Origin of the sequence: Candidatus Pseudothioglobus sp. Uisw_050_01 (assembly GCF_048085775.1) — a bacterium.
In the GTDB taxonomy this organism is placed as follows: domain Bacteria; phylum Pseudomonadota; class Gammaproteobacteria; order PS1; family Pseudothioglobaceae; genus Pseudothioglobus.
In genome coordinates, this window is record NZ_CP159804.1 from 777,587 (window position 1) to 796,638 (window position 19,052).

17 protein-coding genes are annotated in these 19,052 nt (G+C 38.2%); 5 read left to right on the forward strand and 12 right to left on the reverse strand.

Features of this window, described 5'->3' with window-relative positions; translation table 11 throughout:
* The first annotated feature begins 55 nt into the window (after positions 1–55).
* Genes oppB through oppF form a run of 4 tightly spaced genes read left to right on the forward strand, consistent with a single transcriptional unit; the run spans position 56 to position 3,867 of the window.
* Positions 56–979: an oligopeptide ABC transporter permease OppB gene (oppB, locus tag ABXT51_RS03895; protein WP_271556285.1), complete on the forward strand. Its 924-nt coding sequence runs from the start codon at positions 56–58 to the stop codon at positions 977–979.
* A 3-nt stretch (positions 980–982) separates the two neighbouring features.
* On the forward strand, positions 983–1,909 hold the full coding sequence (locus ABXT51_RS03900) for an ABC transporter permease subunit (protein ID WP_271558526.1): 927 nt from the start codon (positions 983–985) through the stop codon (positions 1,907–1,909).
* Positions 1,910–1,915: 6 nt separating this feature from the next.
* The gene (locus ABXT51_RS03905; RefSeq protein WP_416696212.1) at positions 1,916–2,884 is read left to right on the forward strand and encodes an oligopeptide/dipeptide ABC transporter ATP-binding protein; all 969 of its coding nucleotides are present in this window, start codon (positions 1,916–1,918) and stop codon (positions 2,882–2,884) included.
* Positions 2,881–3,867 (forward strand): murein tripeptide/oligopeptide ABC transporter ATP binding protein OppF, encoded by a 987-nt coding sequence (gene oppF / locus ABXT51_RS03910; RefSeq protein ID WP_416696213.1) that lies wholly within the window; start codon positions 2,881–2,883, stop codon positions 3,865–3,867. Before ABXT51_RS03905 ends, oppF begins: the two co-directional genes overlap by 4 nt.
* Before the next feature lie 150 nt (positions 3,868–4,017).
* Here the strand turns inward: oppF and ABXT51_RS03915 are convergent, their stop codons facing one another.
* From ABXT51_RS03915 to ABXT51_RS03970, 12 genes are all read right to left on the reverse strand, one after another.
* The gene (locus ABXT51_RS03915) at positions 4,018–4,587 is read right to left on the reverse strand and encodes a phosphoribosyltransferase (protein WP_271540905.1); all 570 of its coding nucleotides are present in this window, start codon (positions 4,585–4,587) and stop codon (positions 4,018–4,020) included.
* A gap of 118 nt (positions 4,588–4,705) precedes the next feature.
* Entirely contained in the window at positions 4,706–5,698 is a 993-nt protein-coding gene (gene add / locus ABXT51_RS03920) for an adenosine deaminase (RefSeq protein ID WP_416696214.1), read from the reverse strand.
* A 5-nt stretch (positions 5,699–5,703) separates the two neighbouring features.
* The gene (locus ABXT51_RS03925) at positions 5,704–6,918 is read right to left on the reverse strand and encodes a phosphopentomutase (RefSeq protein ID WP_416696215.1); all 1,215 of its coding nucleotides are present in this window, start codon (positions 6,916–6,918) and stop codon (positions 5,704–5,706) included.
* 11 nt (positions 6,919–6,929) lie between these two features.
* The gene (gene deoA / locus ABXT51_RS03930; protein ID WP_416696216.1) at positions 6,930–8,267 is read right to left on the reverse strand and encodes a thymidine phosphorylase; all 1,338 of its coding nucleotides are present in this window, start codon (positions 8,265–8,267) and stop codon (positions 6,930–6,932) included.
* Positions 8,268–8,270: 3 nt separating this feature from the next.
* Complete coding sequence (locus ABXT51_RS03935; RefSeq protein ID WP_416696217.1) at positions 8,271–10,634, reverse strand: aldehyde dehydrogenase family protein; 2,364 nt, start codon at positions 10,632–10,634, stop codon at positions 8,271–8,273.
* A gap of 9 nt (positions 10,635–10,643) precedes the next feature.
* Positions 10,644–11,693: a deoxyribose-phosphate aldolase gene (gene deoC, locus ABXT51_RS03940; protein ID WP_416679358.1), complete on the reverse strand. Its 1,050-nt coding sequence runs from the start codon at positions 11,691–11,693 to the stop codon at positions 10,644–10,646.
* Positions 11,694–11,715: 22 nt separating this feature from the next.
* Positions 11,716–12,519 (reverse strand): purine-nucleoside phosphorylase, encoded by an 804-nt coding sequence (locus tag ABXT51_RS03945; RefSeq protein ID WP_416696218.1) that lies wholly within the window; start codon positions 12,517–12,519, stop codon positions 11,716–11,718.
* Entirely contained in the window at positions 12,519–12,911 is a 393-nt protein-coding gene (gene cdd, locus ABXT51_RS03950) for a cytidine deaminase (protein WP_271556268.1), read from the reverse strand. Before cdd ends, ABXT51_RS03945 begins: the two co-directional genes overlap by 1 nt.
* 2 nt (positions 12,912–12,913) lie before the next feature.
* On the reverse strand, positions 12,914–13,888 hold the full coding sequence (locus tag ABXT51_RS03955; RefSeq protein WP_271556266.1) for an ABC transporter permease: 975 nt from the start codon (positions 13,886–13,888) through the stop codon (positions 12,914–12,916).
* The gene (locus tag ABXT51_RS03960) at positions 13,885–14,985 is read right to left on the reverse strand and encodes an ABC transporter permease (protein ID WP_271556264.1); all 1,101 of its coding nucleotides are present in this window, start codon (positions 14,983–14,985) and stop codon (positions 13,885–13,887) included. The genes ABXT51_RS03955 and ABXT51_RS03960 overlap by 4 nt, the downstream gene beginning before the upstream one ends.
* Positions 14,982–16,538, reverse strand: coding sequence for an ABC transporter ATP-binding protein (locus ABXT51_RS03965; protein WP_416679363.1), 1,557 nt, complete (start codon positions 16,536–16,538; stop codon positions 14,982–14,984). The genes ABXT51_RS03960 and ABXT51_RS03965 overlap by 4 nt, the downstream gene beginning before the upstream one ends.
* Positions 16,539–16,683: 145 nt before the next feature.
* A complete protein-coding gene (locus ABXT51_RS03970; protein WP_416679364.1) occupies positions 16,684–17,715 on the reverse strand; it encodes a BMP family lipoprotein in 1,032 nt (343 codons plus the stop codon).
* 410 nt (positions 17,716–18,125) lie between these two features.
* Between ABXT51_RS03970 and puuE the strand changes: the two genes are divergently transcribed.
* Positions 18,126–19,052: an allantoinase PuuE gene (gene puuE, locus ABXT51_RS03975; protein ID WP_416679366.1), complete on the forward strand. Its 927-nt coding sequence runs from the start codon at positions 18,126–18,128 to the stop codon at positions 19,050–19,052.

Sequence of the window (19,052 nt, forward strand, 5' to 3'; positions counted from 1 at the left end):
TTTTTTATTTGTACGGTACAATAATTCATTAAATTTTTTCTGGTCAATTTCGGATATGATCAACTACATAGTTAAGCGAATTGGAATTGCTATTCCGACTCTGCTTGTTCTTATTGCAGTTAGTTTTTACTTAATGCATGCAGCTCCTGGTGGGCCATTTACATCGGAAAGACCATTGCCACCCCAAGTACTTGCAAATATTGAGGCAAAATATGGCCTAGATCAGCCAATTTGGCGACAGATGTTTAGTTATCTATGGGGAGTTTTAACTGAATTTGATTTTGGACCCTCCTACAAATATCATGACAGAAGTGTAAACGAAATTATTGCACAAGGTTTTCCAATTACTTTGAAGTACGGTTTTTGGTCATTTATTGTTGCTGTTGGAGTTGGTATACCATTAGGCGCAATTGCTGCAATACGTAAAAACACTTGGATTGATTACTTAGCAGTAGGTGTATCAATTGGCGCGCAAGTGCTCCCAAATTTTGTAATGGCGCCATTACTAATTATCGTCTTTACCTTATGGCTTGATTGGCTACCTGGTGGTGGCTGGAATGGAGGATCGTGGCAGTACCTTATAATGCCAGTCATTGCGCTTTCAACAAGCTATATGGCATCTATTGCTCGAATAACTCGTTCATCCATGCTGGAGGTTCTAAATACGAATTACATTAGAACAGCAAAATCTAAAGGACTTCCAACAAAAATAATATTCTTTCGTCATGTATTAAAACCCTCCCTTCTTCCAGTAATTTCATACCTTGGCCCAGCATTTGTTGGATTAATAACAGGATCTGTAATCATTGATATGTATTTTTCAACTGGCGGCATGGGCTACTTTTTTGTTAATTCAGCCTTTAATAGAGACTACTCAGTAATGATGGGAATAACTATTGTGGTGGGCGGCCTTACAATTTTATTTAGCTTAATCGCAGATCTTTTGTACGCCTGGGTTGATCCTAAGATTAGATACTAAAAAATGATTGCAATAAATAAAAATAAGATAAAAGAGATGGCGGATAATCTTTCTGATTCTGGAACTGGCCGTTCATTATGGAAGGATGCACGAATAAGATTTATGCAAAACAAGGCTGCAACTGTTAGCCTGTTTATTCTTGCAGCGATAGTACTCTTTTCGTTTATTGGGCCATATTTTGCTGTTTGGAGTTATGAGAAGATTGACTGGAATGCAATGGGCTCTGCAGCCAGAGTTGGGATGCCATCAATTGAAAGTGGACATTTTTTTGGGACCGATGATCTAGGTCGAGATTTGTACTCAAGAGTAATACAAGGAACACAAATCTCCCTAATGGTTGGCTTCTTAGGAGCAACAGTAGCTGTTTTTGTGGGCACCTTATATGGCGCTACTTCTGGTTATTTAGGAGGTAAGACTGATCAAATAATGATGCGTATTGTTGACATTTTGATGTCAATTCCGTACATGTTTGTTTTAATACTTTTGTTGGTTGTATTTGGCCGCTCAATTGGAATGCTTTTTATAGGAATTGGCCTACTATCATGGTTAGATATGAGCCGAATTGTTAGGGGGCAAACCCTTAATCTTAAAAATAAAGAATTTATTGAAGCTGCAAGGGTAACTGGGGTTAGTGACTTTAAAATTATAACGCGTCATATTGTTCCTAACCTTCTAGGTATTGTTGCGGTATATGCGACTCTTTTAGTACCTGGAATAATATTAGCAGAAAGTTTTATATCCTTTTTGGGTCTAGGAGTGCAGGAGCCATCAACAAGTTGGGGTGCTTTAATTAAAGAAGGTGCTGGAACAATTCGCTACGATACTGAATGGCAACTTCTATTTCCTTTGGCATTTTTTGTTGTCAGCTTATTCTGCTTTTATTTTATTGGAGATGGCTTGCGTGATGCGCTTGACCCAAAGGATCGATAAACTACTATGAGCTTTTTAGAAGTAAACAATTTAAAAGTAGAGTTTGATACTGCGGATGGCATAGTAAGTGCAGTTAACAATGTTAGCTTTTCACTTGATGAGGGAAAAATTTTAGCGATAGTTGGTGAATCTGGAAGCGGAAAAAGTCAAACTGTTTTTGCTATGAACGGCCTCCTTGATCACAATGGCAGGGCAAGTGGTAGCGTTAAATTTGAAGGCAAAGAGATTCTTAACCTTCCTAGCAAAGAGCTCAACCTTGTTCGGGCTCAAAAAATTGCAATGATTTTTCAAGATCCAATGACCAGTCTTAATCCCTATGTAAGAGTTTCAGAGCAAATGGCTGAAGTACTTGTCCACCATCAAGGGGTCTCAAAGTCGGATGCTATTCAGCAATCAATCAATATGCTCGATGCTGTTAAAATTCCAGACGCTAAAAATCGCATAAGGATGTATCCACATGAGTTTTCAGGAGGAATGCGCCAGCGCGTAATGATTGCAATGTCCCTACTTTGTCATCCTAAGCTTCTAATCGCTGATGAACCAACGACTGCTTTAGATGTTACTGTGCAGGCTCAAATTATGCAATTGCTAGCTGATATTCAAAAAGAATTTGGCATGTCAATTATTTTAATTACTCATGATCTTGGAGTTGTAGCTGGAAATAGTGATGAGATGCTTGTTATGTACGGAGGAGAAGTAATGGAGATAGGTAAAACAGAGCATCTCTACTCTAATGCTACGCATCCTTACACTCAAGGTTTAATGAGCGCGGTGCCAAGGCTTGATGACTCAGCAGATAGATTAGTGACAATTCCTGGAAACCCTCCGAATATGATGCTAACTCCAGTTGGCTGTCCATTTTCACCGCGCTGTAAATTTGCAAATACTACATGCTCCTCGCAAACTCCTATCCTAACTAAAGTTAATAATGATCACTATAGAGCTTGTCACGTTGCCATAGAGGACACATTATGAGTGAGCATAAAATTCTCCAGGTTCAGAATTTAAAAGTAAATTTTGATGTTTCCTCAGAAGGGGATATGCCATGGACTAAGGCCAAGAAATTACAGGCAGTAAATAACGTTTCGTTTGATTTAAATTCAGGTGAAACCCTTGGCATAGTAGGGGAGTCAGGTTGTGGAAAGTCTACTTTGGCGAGAGCAATTGTTAAAATGGTACCCGCTGATTCAGGAAAAGTAATTTGGTTTGGGAATGACTTGTTAACTCTAAACAAGTCTGAAATGAGGCAGCACCGTAAACAAATTCAAATGATTTTTCAAGACCCTCTTGCAAGTCTAAATCCTAGAATGAATATTGGTGAAATTATTGCAGAGCCATTAAGAACACATTACCCTAAAACTCCAGAGGCTGATGTAAAAGAGAGAGTTAAAGACGTAATGAATAAAGTTGGTTTATTGGATAATTTAGTGAATCGTTACCCTCATGAGTTTTCGGGCGGACAGTGTCAGCGAATTGGTATTGCAAGAGCTTTAATTTTAAAACCAAAGCTTATTATCTGTGATGAGCCAGTATCTGCACTTGACGTCTCAATTCAGGCTCAAGTCGTTAATCTCTTGATGGATTTACAAGAAGAAATGGATTTAACTTTAATATTTATTGCTCATGATTTAAGTATTGTCAAGCACATCAGTACTAAGATTATGGTTCTTTATTTGGGCAATATGGTTGAACTTGCAAATAGTAATGATATTTATACTAAGCCAAGACATCCCTATACCCAGGCTCTTATTTCTGCAGTTCCTATTCCTGACCCAAGTATTGAGAAAAGTAAAAAAATAATATTAATAGAAGGTGACTTACCATCACCAGTAGATCCACCCTCAGGTTGTGTTTTTAGAACAAGGTGTCAAAAAGCTCAAGATATTTGTGCAATAGAAAAGCCTGAGTTTAAACAGGTATCAAGCAATCATGAGGTTGCTTGTCATTTTCATGATTAAGTTTCTTAAAAAACGAATTAAAAATAAGTGGATGCTTATTATTTTGCCTTTTCTATTTTTTCTAATAAAGGGCTTAATATGGCTTGCCATATTTTATGGGTTGTGGGACGTTATTAAATCGGCCTTCTAAATTTTGATACCTTGGAAGATTTACTTAACTTTAACGTGAGATAAGATTTCTTTCATATCTTTCTTATTTTCAAAGATTTCTTGTTCTGAAAGTCCATCCATCTCATGAGGAAAAACTAGCCAATCATCAGTCTCATGAATATAGTAATCTGGCACAGTATCTATTATGTTTCTTAAAGGCTTGTACCAAGGCATAGCCATGCGAATATCATGCGGTATATTTTTTCTAGATTTTTCATTCAGAGTATCTAAGATAGCTTTAATACTTCTCCCCGAGTCAAAGACATCATCAACAATAAGAAGCTTGTCTTCAGCATTCATATGACTGATTAGATAGTCGATACCATGAACCCTAACCTCTTTTGATTGTTCATTAATGCCGTAGTATGATGAAGTTCGAATCGCAATATGATCAGATTCATTACCCAAATACCCAAGAATCTCTTGAATGGCTATACCAACTGGCGTTCCACCTCGCCAAACTCCAACAATAAAGTCAGGTTTGAAACCACTATTGTGTATTTGAACTCCCAACCTAAAAGAGTCAAGTAGCAACTCGTCAGCTGTGATGTATTTTTTTGATAGAGACATTTTTATTATTAGTTATTATTTAAATAATGTGACTTGAATGAATTATAAAGCATCTTTCTTATTTGAAATTTTATAGAGGTTTCATCATTTATATTTATAGAATTCTATTTTTTCTTAATTAAGACTGTGAAATTTTACTAAGGAGGTGTAATTTTGTCTCAGGGTCTGCAAAAGAAGACTGAATAGCCATTGTTGAGATAGATTTAAGGTGCTTAATTTCAAAGCCAAGTTGATCAGCACATCCTTGATATTCTTGACCAACGCTAGTATGAAAAAATGGTGGATCATCTGAATTAAGGCTCACACTTATCCCTTTAGACATAATGAGTTTGATTGGATGACTCTCCCAACTAGGGTATATCGAAAGAGCTAGATTACTTCCAGGACAAATCTCTAAGGCTATATTACGATTTTTTAGAACATCTAGTAGATGTTCATCTTCCACGCTTCTAACGCCATGACCAATTCTACTAACGGGTAAATAATTTATGGCATCCCAAACACTTTCTGGGCCGCATATTTCACCGGCATGAACTGTGCAAGGATAGTTAGCTTTAGCTGCAATATTAAAAGCAGGGGCAAAATCAATTAATTTGAATGCATTTTCATCGCCGCCCATACCAAACCCAACAACATAAGAATGGGGGTTATCAACCATTTTTTGTGCAACATCAACCCCTTTTTGAGGCCCTAAATGCCGTACGCAAGTTACAATAATTCGCCCAATAATACCGAAATCTAACTGCGCATCATCTATTCCTTTTGCGCACCCTCTAATCAAGTCATTATAGCTAATACCGCAATCACTAGCGTGATCAGGAGATATAAAGGTCTCAGCATATATTACATTTTGTGATGAGCAGTCTTTAAGATATTCATACATAATATCTCTGTAATCTTTAGCATTTTTAAGGCATGAACTTACTGAGTCATAAGCGTTAAGAAAGCTTGGAAAGTCAGTCCAGGCATAACCACCATCTTCATCAAATATATTTTTATCAAAATCAACGTTATTACGTATGGCAATTTCATGAAATAATTTAGGATTAATAGTTCCTTCTAAGTGGCTATGAAGCTCAACTTTGGGAAGCATTTGAATTTGATCTTGCATATTAATTAACTTAAGTTACAAGCTTTACCATGAAGTAAAGGCTCTATTTCAAGGTGTTGAGCAATAGTTTGTCCCATATCACAGAAGCTTTCTCGCTCTCCTAAGTTATTGTTCTTTATTAATTTTCCATAAAAAACAACTGGAACATGTTCACGGGTGTGATCATTTCCAGGCCATGTAGGGTCGCAGCCATGATCTGCTGTTATTAGCACTAGATCGTTGCTGGTTAGTTGCGCCTCAATTTCAGGTATTCGGGCATCAAATTGCTCGAGTGCTAGAGCATAACCTGCAACGTCACGTCGATGACCAAATTTGGTATCAAAATCAACTAGATTTACAAAGATTAGTCCTTCATTAACTTTTTTCATTTCAGATAATAATTGATCAACCAAGCCCATATTATTAGCTGCCTTAACGGTATAGCTGACTCCTTGATTAGAAAAAATATCTCCAATTTTCCCAACTGAAATAACATCTCCACCACCATCTTGAATGTTGTCTAACAGTGTTGGGCCATTTGGCGGCGTAGTAAGGTCTTTTCGATTAGCAGTTCGCTCAAAGCCATCTTTAGAGTTCCCAGTAAATGGCCTTGCGATTACTCTTGTAATTTCTAGTGGATCAACCAAGCGTTTTGCGATGGTGCATAATTCATAGAGCCTATCTAATCCAAAATGCTCTTCATGGGCAGCAATTTGAAATACTGAGTCAGCCGAGGTATAACAAATAGGAAATCCACTATCTATATGCTCTTGACCAAACTCTTCAATTACTTGAGTGCCTGATGCATGTTGGTTTGCAAGTGTCCCACCTATTTTTCCTTCCTCTATAAGGCTAAGAAGGAGTGATTCAGGAAAGCAGTTTTCAGTTTTTGGAAATGTTCCCCATTCAAAAGGAACTGGCAGACCACAAATCTCCCAGTGACCACTCGGAGTGTCCTTACCTGCGCTAACTTCTTTCGCATAACCAAAAGCGCCCTGAGGCTCAACTCGAGGAATTGGCAAGGGCTTTTTACGGCTTGCAATTGCAGCCTCCCCTAGACCCCATCGAATCAAGTTAGGAATAACTAGGGGGCCATTTCGCTCAGAATTATTAGCACTATTAGAATCACAAGACTCAATAATATGACCTAAAGTATCTGCCCCTGTATCACCGTAAAGATGTGAGTCCTTAGTTGAACCTAAACCTAAAGAATCTAAAACTAAAATAATTGATCTTTTCATCTATAAACCTTCTAATTTGAGTCTAGTATTTCATGGATTAGTGTTGGCGGCTCTATATGTTTAACTCCTAATGAAATAAATCCAGGAATAGTTTCTTGGAGATAGCTCAATTGTTCTTTATCGCGCGTATGTGCAATTGCAAGTGGCTCACCTTTATCAATCCATTGACCAATTTCAACAATATCACTTAATCCAACGCCATGATCTATTGGGTCGCTAGATCTAGTCCTGCCAGCTTTCAAATGTATCATACTAAGACCAATAGCGCGCGCATCCATTTCCAAAACATATCCAGAAGAGTTTGCTGCTATAGGCCTAATAATGGGCATAGGGACTAAGTGTTTGTGAGACTTTTCTAGTAAATCACTTGGCCCACCAAGAGCAGAAATCATTTGTTCAAATATTGCAGCGGCCTTGCCAGACGTTAGTGCATCTTGAGATTTCACTCGAGCAGTCTCAAGGTCACTTTCAATACCGCTTAGCTGCAACATATGAGCTGCTAATTCAATGGTAAGCTCAAGTAGTCTGTGGTTAGCATTTTCAGGTTTGATTAAAAAATTTATACACTCTTTGACTTCTATAGCATTGCCTACGCTATGACCAAGAACCTGACTCATATCTGTGATTAAGCAGCTAGTTGGCACGCCAGATTTACTTGATACATTGGCAATACTTTGGGCTAATTCTTGCGCCATTGAATAGTTTGCAGCAAATGCACCATTACCAGTTTTAATGTCCATTACAAGGGCATCAAGTCCAGAGGCTAGTTTTTTTGATAGAATTGACGCGGTAATAAGGTCAATTGACTCAACTGTTGCGGTGACGTCTCTAGTGGCATAAAAACGCTGGTCTGCTGGAGCAAGTTTGGTAGTTTGCCCAATAATAGCGCAGCCAACTTCCTTAACAAGCATTCTAAATTTTGTATTATCAGGAGTTCCATTATATCCTGGAATGCTTTCAAGCTTATCTAGTGTGCCACCCGTATGTCCCAAGCCGCGACCAGAAATCATTGGCACATAGCCTCCACAAGCAGCAACTATTGGAGCCAATATTAAACTTATCTTGTCTCCTACACCGCCAGTTGAATGCTTATCTACTACTGGACCATCTAAGTTAAGGTCTTGCCACTGAAGCGTATCTCCTGAGTACATCATGTGCTGAGTTAAACTAACGCGCTCATCCATAGTCATGCCACATTTAAAAACTGCCATTGCAAATGCGCCTAACTGAGCATCCGTCAAACTGCCATCAGTAATTCCTTGAACTAAAAAACCAATTTCATGGTCATTCAGTATAAGGCCATCACGTTTTTTTCTAATTAGTTCTTGAGGAAGGAATAATGTGCTCATAAATTAGTCACCATATGGAGTCCAAATATTTTTCACTTCAGTTGCATTTCTAAGGAATTCTAAGCTTTCACCCTGATCAGGATTAAGCCAATCTCGATCACTATCTTCATGAACCCACAAGCGTTTTAAGTCAATAGCACTAATAGCTTCAATAGAGGCAATAGTCTCTTGATCCGCCCAACACCATGTTCCGTCAACTTCTGCATGACCAACAATTTGCTCAGCAAGCTCACGCTTATTACCGCTAACTATATTTACAACGCCAGCTGGTACATCTGAAGTTTCAATTGTTTGTACTAACTCCAAGGCAACACTTGGAAATCGTTCACTAGGAATTAAAACAACTCGGTTTCCCATAGCTATTGCCGGCGCAATTAAAGAGATTGATGTAAGTAATGGAAGCTCTTCAGGAGCAATTTGAGCAAGAATACCTATGGGCTCTGGAAGTGCCATTGTAACGCCCCTATAAGGCGCACTATGAACTGCTCCGTCATACTTATCTGCCCAGGCAGCATAACTAAAGAGTCGACTGATGCTCTCATCAAATTCAGCTTTAGCTTGTTTTTTTGAAACCCCACAAAGAGTTATAAGTCGTTGAATCCATTCAGATTCGCGTACCGATAAATTTTCAGCAAGAAAATAAATAATTTGAGCTCTGCCGTGACCACTTTGAGAGCTCCAGGATGATGCTTTTGAGGCTGCACTTACAGCGTTTCTTACATCCTTTCTATTACCAGCACCAACGAAAACCGCATGACTTCCGTCAGCATTGAAAGTTGCAATACTATGACCACCGTCTGGCCTTACCTGCTTTCCGCCAATATAAAATTTTAATGTTCGGTCAATAGCATTATTTTTAGGATTTTTAGTAATTAAAGCAGCAGTAGTCTTCTTTGATGACTTTAAACCGTTAGGCTTAAGATACTCATAAAGACCTTCTTTTCCACCTTCACGGCCAAATCCAGACTCTTTGACGCCGCCAAATCCACAAGACGCATCAAACTGATTATGACAATTAATCCATACAACACCGGCTTTAATTTTAGGAGCAACATCCATTGTGCGATTAATATTTTCACTCCAAATACTTGCCGCTAATCCATATCTACTATTGTTAGCTAATTCAACTGCTTCGGATTGAGTTCGGAAAGTCATTGAGACTAAAACAGGTCCAAAAATTTCTTCTTGAGCTAACGGGTGACTAGAATCAATATTTGTAATAAGAGTTGGGGGATAGAGGTTACCCTCTGACTCAATATCACATGCCTGATAAATTTCTCCGCCATGTTTTAAGCCATCTTTGACCATTTCATTCACTCTATTAAACTGGGTCTTGCTAACTAAACTGCCTAAGTCTATTGACTTATCAAGAGGAGAGCCTAAGCGTAATTGTTTAATTCTTTCTTTAATTCTTAGATGAAGGTCTTCAGCAACTTCAGCCTGAACCAATAATCTTGATCCAGCACAACAAACCTCTCCTTGATTAAACCAAATTGAATCAACTAAGCCTTCAACTGCAGCATCAAGATCTGCATCTTCAAACACAATAAATGCAGATTTTCCGCCAAGTTCGAGTGTAAGTTTTTTACCTTGTCCAGCTGTACTTTTTCTGATGGACTGACCAACAGCAGTTGAGCCAGTAAATGCAACTTTATCAACGTCTTTATGAGCTGCAAGTTCAGCGCCAATATTTCCATCACCATTGATCATATTGACAACGCCAGGTGGAACTCCTGCCTGCTCGCATAAGTGCGCAAAAAACATTGCTGAAATTGGAGTTTGCTCTGCAGCCTTAAAGACAATAGTATTACCCATAGCAAGAGCTGGAGCAATTTTCCAAGATAACATTAATAGTGGGAAGTTCCATGGGACAATCTGAGCAACAACACCAATTGACTGGTAACTAGAAAACTCTTTGCCTTGAAGTTGTGCCCAGCCAGCATGGTAGTAAAAATGCCTTATTGCAAGAGGTATATCAATATCACGACTTTCACGAATTGGCTTTCCATTATCAAGTGTTTCAAGTACAGATATTAATCTAGAATGTTTTTGTAGTAATCTTGCTAAGGCATAGAGAATTTTAGCTCTTCCATGGCCTCCAAGTAACTCCCAAGAGGGTTGTGCTTTTCTAGCAGCTTCTACTGCTAAATCTAGCTGTTCAGAACTTGCAATTTCAATATTGGCTAGTAACTTACCATTTGAGGGATTTAAGCTAGCAATTAATTTAGATTTTTTATTAGATATAAATTTTCCATTAATCAGCTGACCAAAGCGGTGATCATTAAGTTTAAGCCACTCATGCGCCTCTTTATCACTTTCGAGAGCTTCGCTATAATCTAGATCTTTGAATGATTTTAAAAGTGTCATTGTTAAGTCCTATGCTAATGGATGTCTATAAGATGCCGAGTAATAACCACTAGAGAAGTGGTCTAACTGGCGTTCAATATCGCCGAGTAAGCTAGATGCTCCAAAACGAAATAAATCTGGCTCTAACCATCTGCGACCGAGCTCTTCTTGGATCATTGTCATATATAAAAGTGCAGTTTTAGTGTCACTAATTCCACCAGCAGCTTTAAAGCCGATTCGAATGCCTGTTTCATTATAAAAATTACGTATCATTCGAACCATAACTAAGCTTACTGGAAGGGTTGCGTTAGTAGGCTCTTTACCAGTAGACGTTTTAATAAAGTCAGCCCCAGCCATCATGCAAACCTGAGAAGCTTTAGCAATATTACTAAGATTTCCAAGTTCACCCGTAGCTAAAATAGTTTTCATATGCGCATCGCCACATTTTTCACGAAACATTTTTACTTCGTTATACAGTTCTTCCCAGTTTCCTTCTAAAACATGTCGGCGGCTTATAACTATATCAATTTCATTAGCACCCGAATCTACTGAATACTCGATTTCTTTAAGTCTTAATGGAAGAGGAGAGAGGCCTGCTGGAAATCCTGTGGATACCGCGGCTAAATTAACCTTTGAATTATTCAATACTTTTTTGGCAGAAGCAAGCATGTCATGGTATACGCAAACAGCAGCAACACTTAAATCTAAAGATTCAGTGCCCAGTATTTTTTCAAGCTTGTTGCTAATAGGTTGTTTTGCTTTACTGCAAAGACGCCTAACGCGAGCTTCTGTGTCGTCTCCAGAAAGGGTGGTTAAGTCCATTAAAGTAATGGCTTTGAGAAGCCATGCAGCTTGTTTATCTTTTTTTATACTTCGCCTTGTGCCATAATTAGTGCAGCGCCTTTCAACGGCGCTTCTATTAATCGCTAAATTTGATATTTTATCAAGTCTAAAGTCTGTCCCTGGATTTCTAATAACACCAGAGTTTTCCTTTAAGCTTTCTGAATCAACTAAATTTGGATAAGAGATAACTTTGCTATCTTTTTGAGGTATTTGAGCTTTAGTAATATTTTTAGTCATATGCTTTGATGCTTAATAAAATCTATAGACTCTTTAGGTATGAAATTAGAACTTTTTCGACAGTGTCTGCAGCCTTACTTGCAAAGGCAATTGTTTGTTCATGACTTAGTTTTGTGGCGCTCATTCCTGCTGCATAATTAGTAATAACTGAAAGAGCACATAGTGGAAGCCCTTGATGGCGAGCTAAAATAACTTCAGGAACTGTAGACATTCCTACAGCATCTGCGCCTAGGGTTTTGACAGCTTTAATTTCAGCAGGAGTTTCAAATTGCGGCCCACTAAACCATGCATAAACTCCTTCATGTAGGGTTATGTCATTCATTTTAGCTGAAGAACGCATATTATTATTTAGCTCAGGATTGTAGGCATCACTCATATCCACAAAGCGCTTATTACTTTCAGCACCAAACAAGGGAGAAACTCCCGTCATATTAATATGGTCTGTTATAAGCATAACGCTTCCTGGCGATGCTTCTTTAACTAAACTTCCAGCAGCATTAGTTAGTACCAGGCTTTTGCATCCTATTGCGCTAAGAGTTTGAATGGCAACAGCCATTATGTCTGCTCTTCCGTTCTCATAATAATGAGCTCGACCTTGCATTACAACAACATTGGTATCTTCAACTTTACCAAATAAAAGTCTTCCAGCATGGCCACCAACACCGGCAACTGGAAAGCCTGGAAGTGAGTCAAAATCTAGACTAGCTATCGTATTGATATTATCACAAAACTGACCTAAGCCAGATCCAAGAATAAGACCAACTTCAGGCCTAAAGCTTGCAATTGTTTGATTTATGATATCAACACAATCATCAACTTGACTCATTACAGATGCTCCGGCCCAAAAGAATAAGGTAATAATTCAGCAAGATTCATATGGCTCTGAACTCCGCTTGGAGAGCACAGCATAATTTTTGTATTTTCATCCGAAAATTCTCTTATTCTCTGTCTACAGCCACCACAAGGTATTCCGCCTTCATCATTCTTTGTCATAACATATATTGTTTTAATTTTTTTTTCACCACCCATTACCATTGATGCAATAGCAGATGCCTCAGCACAGTTTCCAAGCGGGTAGCTAGCATTTTCAACATTACAACCTGAATAAGTATTCCCTTTGTCAGTTATTATTAAAACACCAACAGGATAGTTAGAGTAAGGGACATAGGCTTTGCTCATGGCACTTTTAGTAGCTGTAATATGACTTTCTTCACTCATACTTATAACTCCTTAATATAAGGTTGGGCAGATGCCTTAGGAGGAACTGCTTTGCCAATAAACCCTGCTAATAAAATAATAGTTAAAATATAAGGGGCTGCATCGATCAATTGAACCGGAATTTCACCAATAATAGGAAAGACAACACCTTGAAGTCTAATAGATAATGCCTGTAAAAAGGCAAATAAGAAGCATGCAGCTAAAACCTTGTATGGGTGCCACTTTCCAAAAATTAGTGCAGCTAAAGCAATAAAGCCAGCACCAGCAGTCATCTCTTTTGTGAATTGTGCAGTATATGCAGTTGAAATATAAGCGCCACCAATCCCACACAAAATACCACCAACTAATAATGCTCTGTAGCGCAGACCTTCAACTGATAATCCTGCTGTATCAACCGCTTTAGGGTTTTCTCCTACCGCTCTAAGGCGTAAACCAAATCGAGTTCGGTAAACTACCCACCAAACAATTGGAACAATCACAAAGGCTAAATAAACCAGGATATTATGACCACTAATGAGCTCCCTATAAATTACACCAATAATAGGAATATGATCAATAATATCGACTCCAGGAAGGGTAATAGAAAGAAATCTTTCGTCGTTTTGAAGGGTTGGCGTAATGCCGCCTCTTTTAAACCAGGCTAACGTTAGAATCATTGTCAGTCCAGATGCTAAGATATTTATTGCAACTCCACTAACAATCTGATTACCTTTATAGGTAATGGATGCAAAGCCATGAATCATTGCTAATACAGAGGATGCGAACATACCTGCAATTAAACCAAGCCATGGTGAGCCAAAAACGCTTGCTGCACTTGCAGCAATAAAGGCTGACATCAAAAGCTTTCCTTCCAAACCAATATCTACAACACCTGATCGCTCAGCAAACAAGCCAGCCATGGAAGCAAAAATAAGTGGAACACAGATTCTAACTGAGGCGTCAAATGTCAATACAGTAGTTAAAAAGAAGTCGCTCATTCTGATGCCTCAACTGGTGCTAAATAGCGCATTAAAACAGGCCTATATAAATACTCTAAGCCACCACAAAACAAGATGACTAAGCCTTGCATAACAACAACAATGTCCCTTGATACGTTTTGTAATTCAAAGTCTAATTCTGCACCGCCCTGATAAAGTATTCCAAACAAGAAAGCTGCAATAAGAATACCAACTGGATGATTGCGGCCCATTAAGGCAACCGCGATACCACCAAATCCATAACCATAATTAAAATTTAAGAATAGGCGGTGCTGAACTCCCATAAGTTCATTGATGCCAACTAAGCCGGCCAGTGCTCCCGAAATACACATGGTTACAACAATAATTTTTTTTGGATTAATTCCACTATAAATTGCAGCTTCATTGCTTTTTCCTGCAGCTCGAATTGCAAAGCCCCATCTAGTATGCCATAGGAAAAACCAGACTACAGCTGAGAAAAATAACGCAACAAATATCGACATATTAAGGGGTGACCTTGTAACTTCATAACCAAAATTTGCTAATACATCATGCACAAAAGGGATCCATGAGGCTTCAATAAAGTCACCACTTTCTGGCGACATCTCGCCAACCTCACGTAGCACATTGACCAAGACATAAACCATTAATGAGGAGGCTATAAAGTTAAACATTATGGTAGTTATAACAATGTGGCTTCCACGATAAGCCTGTAAGTAAGCAGGAATGATCGCCCATAATGCTCCAAACAACAAGCCTCCTGAGATAGCCAAAGGAATGACAATCCATGCGCTAAGGGCAGGATTCATATATAAGGCAACTAACGCAGTTCCAAGACCTCCAACATATGCCTGCCCCTCGCCTCCAATATTAAATAATCCAGCGTGAAATGCAACTGCTACAGCAAGGCCAGTAAAGACAAAGTTTGTCGCGTAATACAGAGTGTAACCAAGACCTTCATCGTAACCAAGTGCACCATAGATTAATATCTTGGTTGCCTCTATTGGATCGACTCCTATAAATAGAAAAACAATACCGGTAGCTATAAATGCAGTTAAAACATTAAAGAGAGGCAGCAATAAGCCATTTATCCATGATAATCGTCTATCACGTGTCATACTTCAACTCCCTTGACTTCTGCTGGAGATTCAAGCGCATTGGCCATCATCATGCCGAGTGTTGCTTCATCTGCATCTGCACCATTAACAGTACCAGTAATTACTCCATCACACATCACTATTATTCTGTCACTAAGAGACATGATTTCCTCTAGCTCAACAGAAATTAGGACAATAGCTTTGCCAGCATCTCTCATTTGAATAATGCGTTTTCTAATAAACTCAATAGCACCTATATCAACACCACGTGTAGGTTGACCAATAATTAAAACTTCTGGGTCACGTTCAAATTCTCTTGCTAGAATAAGTTTTTGTTGATTGCCCCCTGAAAAGTTTGAGGACATCAAGTTTGGATTTGGTGGACGGACATCAAAGGCCTCCATTATGGAAGCACAATTAGCCTTAACTAGTGATTTTTTTAGCCAAATTCCTTGATTTAGATCCTTATCATTTTGGTATCCCATTAGGGCGGTTTCGCTAGCACTAAATTCAGCAATCATACCCATTTTTTGACGATCCTCAGGGACATGAGCAACACCAAGATTTCGTAATTGCTCAGGATTAAGTCGACTTTTTGGGGATATGGTTTCACCCATGATTTCGATAGTGCCTTTTGTTAATGGGAGTATTCCAGCTAGTGCTTTTAGAAGTGTTCCCTGACCATTGCCGGTGACGCCTGCAATTCCGAGAATTTCACCAGAGCAAGCCTCAAAGCTCACTTCTGATACGCGCTTTAATCCTTGTTCATTATTTATTTCGAGATTTTTTGCAACTAAAAGGGGCTTACCAATTTTTGCTTTAGACTTCTTAATATTTAGTAGTACTTTTCTTCCAATCATCAACTCTGCAAGTTCTTCAGGGTTGGTTTTACTTGTCTCTCTGTGGGCTACCATCTTGCCCGCTCTCATGACCGATACATGGTCTGTGATATTCATAATTTCTCGAAGCTTGTGAGTAATTAATATAATCGTAACACCTTCATTCTTAAGAGCTTCAAATATACGAAATAACTCATCAGACTCTTGAGGCGTTAAGACTCCTGTGGGTTCATCAAGTATTAAAACCTTTGCGCCCTTATAAAGGCCCTTTAAGATTTCGACTCTTTGCTGCATTCCAACAGAGAGCTCTTCTACGGCGATATCTAGTTCAACTTCCAATCCATATTCTTTAGCAAGTCTAGTCAGCTCAATTCGAGCATTTGCTAGGCTTTCTGTAATTAATGCACCACCCTCACTGCCAAGAATGACATTCTCAAGAACGGTAAAATTCTCAACCAGCATGAAATGTTGGTGAACCATTCCAATTCCTGCTTCAATTGATTGTTTTGAGCTGGTAGCTCTAAAGTCTTTATCAAAGACTTTAATTTGTCCAGAGTCTGCCTGATAAAAGCCGTACAAGATACTCATTAGAGTGGATTTACCCGCTCCATTCTCACCAACAATACCGTGTATTGTTCCAGTTTTAACGCTTAGATTGACCTTATCATTTGCATGCACAGCACCAAAATGTTTGTCAACATTTATCAGTTCAATGGCAATGTTTGACTTAGTCATAGATAATATTTATATAAAAATATGTAATTATTATAGTTGTATGAATTTGTAACTTTAATATATAGTTTTATAAAAATACATATTAAAGTTTAAAAAAAAACATCCGGCCCTAGAGCCGGATGTTTTTAAGAATAAAAACTGCTTCTTATAAAGGGCAGGTATTATCACTCATATAGTCATGGACCACAATAGAGCCATCAATAATTCCAGCTCTTGCAGTTTCAACTGCGGCAAGCATTTCAGCAGAAACTAGATCTGCATTGTACTCATCCATTGCAGCGCCAACACCGTCTTCAGCCACACCGTTCACTTTAAAACCAGCTTCCCAAGTGCCGTTCATAGCAGCTTCGAAACTCTCGTAAGCAGCTAATCCAACTTTCTTATACATAGAAGTAAGCATTGTTCCAGGTTGAATGTAGTTTTGGTTAGAGTCTACACCAATTGCTAATACACCCATGTCTGCAGCAGTTTGATAAACACCCATTCCAGTTCCACCAGCAGCAGCATAAACTACGTCAGCACCATTTTCAACTTGGCTACGAGTAATTTCACCACCTTTAGTTGGGTTACCCCAAGCAGCTGGAGTTGATCCAGTCATCTGAGCTATTACAGTCATTGAGCTGTCTTGATGAGCAACACCTTGCTTATAACCACACTCAAAGCGACTAATTAATGGAATATCCATACCACCAACAAAGCCTACAGTGCCTGTGCTTGATGCCATAGCAGCCATAATACCAACAAGGAATGATCCTTCTTGTTCTTTAAAAACAACATTTTGAACGTTTGGAGCATCTACAACACCATCAATGATAGTGAACTGAGTATCAGGATACTCTGCAGCGGCTGCAGCAACAGCATTTGCCATAGTGAAACCTACAGCTACAACTGGGCTATATCCACGTTGTGCAAACTTCTTAAGACTTTGCTCCATCATAGCTTCATTAGTAGGCTCTAGCTCAGTAACAGCAATACCAGTATCATTAGCAAATCTCATGATGCCGTTATAGACCGCCTCGTTAAAAGACTTGTCATTCTTACCAGCAGTATCATAAACTACAGCAGGCTTAATGTCAGCTTGAGCAATTGACGCTGATAAAGCAATTGTTGTAGCTATTATTGCTAGACCAGTTTTTTTGATAAATCCACCAAAATGTGAATGTTTCGTGTTTTTCATTGTGTACTTCTCCTTAGTTGTTAATCTTAATTTTTCAATAGAACAAAAACCATCATAAAAATAAAGATAGTCTAAAAATATCTTTGTTGTTAACTCAAGCTTTGTATTAAAAGTATATAGGAATAAAATCTCAAGTTGTTAATATTCTATTCTCGATGATGTCCTTTGTCAAAAATATTTCAATGTATTTTCAATCTATTTCTTATAGCTCTAATAATTAACTATATAGTTTGAGTATTCTTGAATATACAAGTAGAAATAATCATTTTTAAATTCATTGTGAAAAATAATTGTTTACAATAATTATTAATACATTTATGCATATAATTAAATAATTATTTAAATACCAAATCTATGAGTACTTTGCTTAAAAATAATAGTTGTAGTCAAATACTTAGCTAAAAATTATTATGAATAAAAAAATCATTCAAAGCCTTAAAAGCTATCCCCGAAATATGGTGGGCTATGGGAGGGATTCAATCCACCCCAAATGGCCAAATAAAGCCCGTATTGCAGTTCAATTTGTGTTGAATTATGAAGAAGGTGCGGAAAACTCAATTTTGCATGGCGACAATGCATCAGAAGCTTTCCTTTCAGAGATTGTTGGTGCTAAGGCTTATGAAGGCGTTAGGCATATGAGTATGGAGTCCATTTATGAGTATGGCTCAAGAGCAGGAGTTTGGAGAATATTAAACCTTTTTAAAGAATTCGATGTTCCAGTAACTATCTTTGCAGTGGCTCTTGCAATTGCTCGTAATCGAGAACTTGCAGATTATTTGGTAGAACAAAATTATGATATTTGTGCGCATGGATTTAGATGGATAGATTATCAATTTGTTGATGAAAAAACAGAGCGAGAGCATATTAAAGACTGTATTTCTGTTTTGACAGAATACTTAGGAAAAAGGCCAGAAGGATGGTACACCGGAAGAAATAGTCCAAATACAAGAAGGCTGATTGTGGAAGAGGGAGGGTTTCTTTATGATAGTGACACATATGACGATGACTTGCCTTACTGGTCAAATGAATTTGGTGCTGAAAAAAAGCATTTAATTATTCCCTATACTCTCGATGTAAATGATATGAGGTTTGCTTCACCACAGGGGTTTAATTCTGGAGACCAATTCTTTAACTATTTAAAGGATACTTTTGATGCTTTATATCTTGAAGGAGAGGTAAGTCCAAAAATGATGTCAGTTGGAATGCATGCGAGAATATTAGGACGCCCTGGAAGAATTATGGCTATGAGAAGATTTTTAGAGTATGTTAAAACTTTTGATAATGTTTGGCTTTGCTCGCGCAGAGAAATTGCTGATCATTGGTATAAGAACTTTTAG

What these genes read in the sequence shown, in the direction of transcription:
- oppB (WP_271556285.1), top strand. Translation starts at nt 56, where the DNA reads ATGATCAACTACATAGTTAAGCGAATTGGAATTGCTATTCCGACTCTG.
- ABXT51_RS03900 (WP_271558526.1), top strand. Translation starts at nt 983, where the DNA reads ATGATTGCAATAAATAAAAATAAGATAAAAGAGATGGCGGATAATCTT.
- ABXT51_RS03905 (WP_416696212.1), top strand. Translation starts at nt 1,916, where the DNA reads ATGAGCTTTTTAGAAGTAAACAATTTAAAAGTAGAGTTTGATACTGCG.
- oppF (WP_416696213.1), top strand. Translation starts at nt 2,881, where the DNA reads ATGAGTGAGCATAAAATTCTCCAGGTTCAGAATTTAAAAGTAAATTTT.
- ABXT51_RS03915 (WP_271540905.1), bottom strand. Translation starts at nt 4,587, where the DNA reads ATGTCTCTATCAAAAAAATACATCACAGCTGACGAGTTGCTACTTGAC.
- add (WP_416696214.1), bottom strand. Translation starts at nt 5,698, where the DNA reads ATGCAAGATCAAATTCAAATGCTTCCCAAAGTTGAGCTTCATAGCCAC.
- ABXT51_RS03925 (WP_416696215.1), bottom strand. Translation starts at nt 6,918, where the DNA reads ATGAAAAGATCAATTATTTTAGTTTTAGATTCTTTAGGTTTAGGTTCA.
- deoA (WP_416696216.1), bottom strand. Translation starts at nt 8,267, where the DNA reads ATGAGCACATTATTCCTTCCTCAAGAACTAATTAGAAAAAAACGTGAT.
- ABXT51_RS03935 (WP_416696217.1), bottom strand. Translation starts at nt 10,634, where the DNA reads ATGACACTTTTAAAATCATTCAAAGATCTAGATTATAGCGAAGCTCTC.
- deoC (WP_416679358.1), bottom strand. Translation starts at nt 11,693, where the DNA reads ATGACTAAAAATATTACTAAAGCTCAAATACCTCAAAAAGATAGCAAA.
- ABXT51_RS03945 (WP_416696218.1), bottom strand. Translation starts at nt 12,519, where the DNA reads ATGAGTCAAGTTGATGATTGTGTTGATATCATAAATCAAACAATTGCA.
- cdd (WP_271556268.1), bottom strand. Translation starts at nt 12,911, where the DNA reads ATGAGTGAAGAAAGTCATATTACAGCTACTAAAAGTGCCATGAGCAAA.
- ABXT51_RS03955 (WP_271556266.1), bottom strand. Translation starts at nt 13,888, where the DNA reads ATGAGCGACTTCTTTTTAACTACTGTATTGACATTTGACGCCTCAGTT.
- ABXT51_RS03960 (WP_271556264.1), bottom strand. Translation starts at nt 14,985, where the DNA reads ATGACACGTGATAGACGATTATCATGGATAAATGGCTTATTGCTGCCT.
- ABXT51_RS03965 (WP_416679363.1), bottom strand. Translation starts at nt 16,538, where the DNA reads ATGACTAAGTCAAACATTGCCATTGAACTGATAAATGTTGACAAACAT.
- ABXT51_RS03970 (WP_416679364.1), bottom strand. Translation starts at nt 17,715, where the DNA reads ATGAAAAACACGAAACATTCACATTTTGGTGGATTTATCAAAAAAACT.
- puuE (WP_416679366.1), top strand. Translation starts at nt 18,126, where the DNA reads ATGAATAAAAAAATCATTCAAAGCCTTAAAAGCTATCCCCGAAATATG.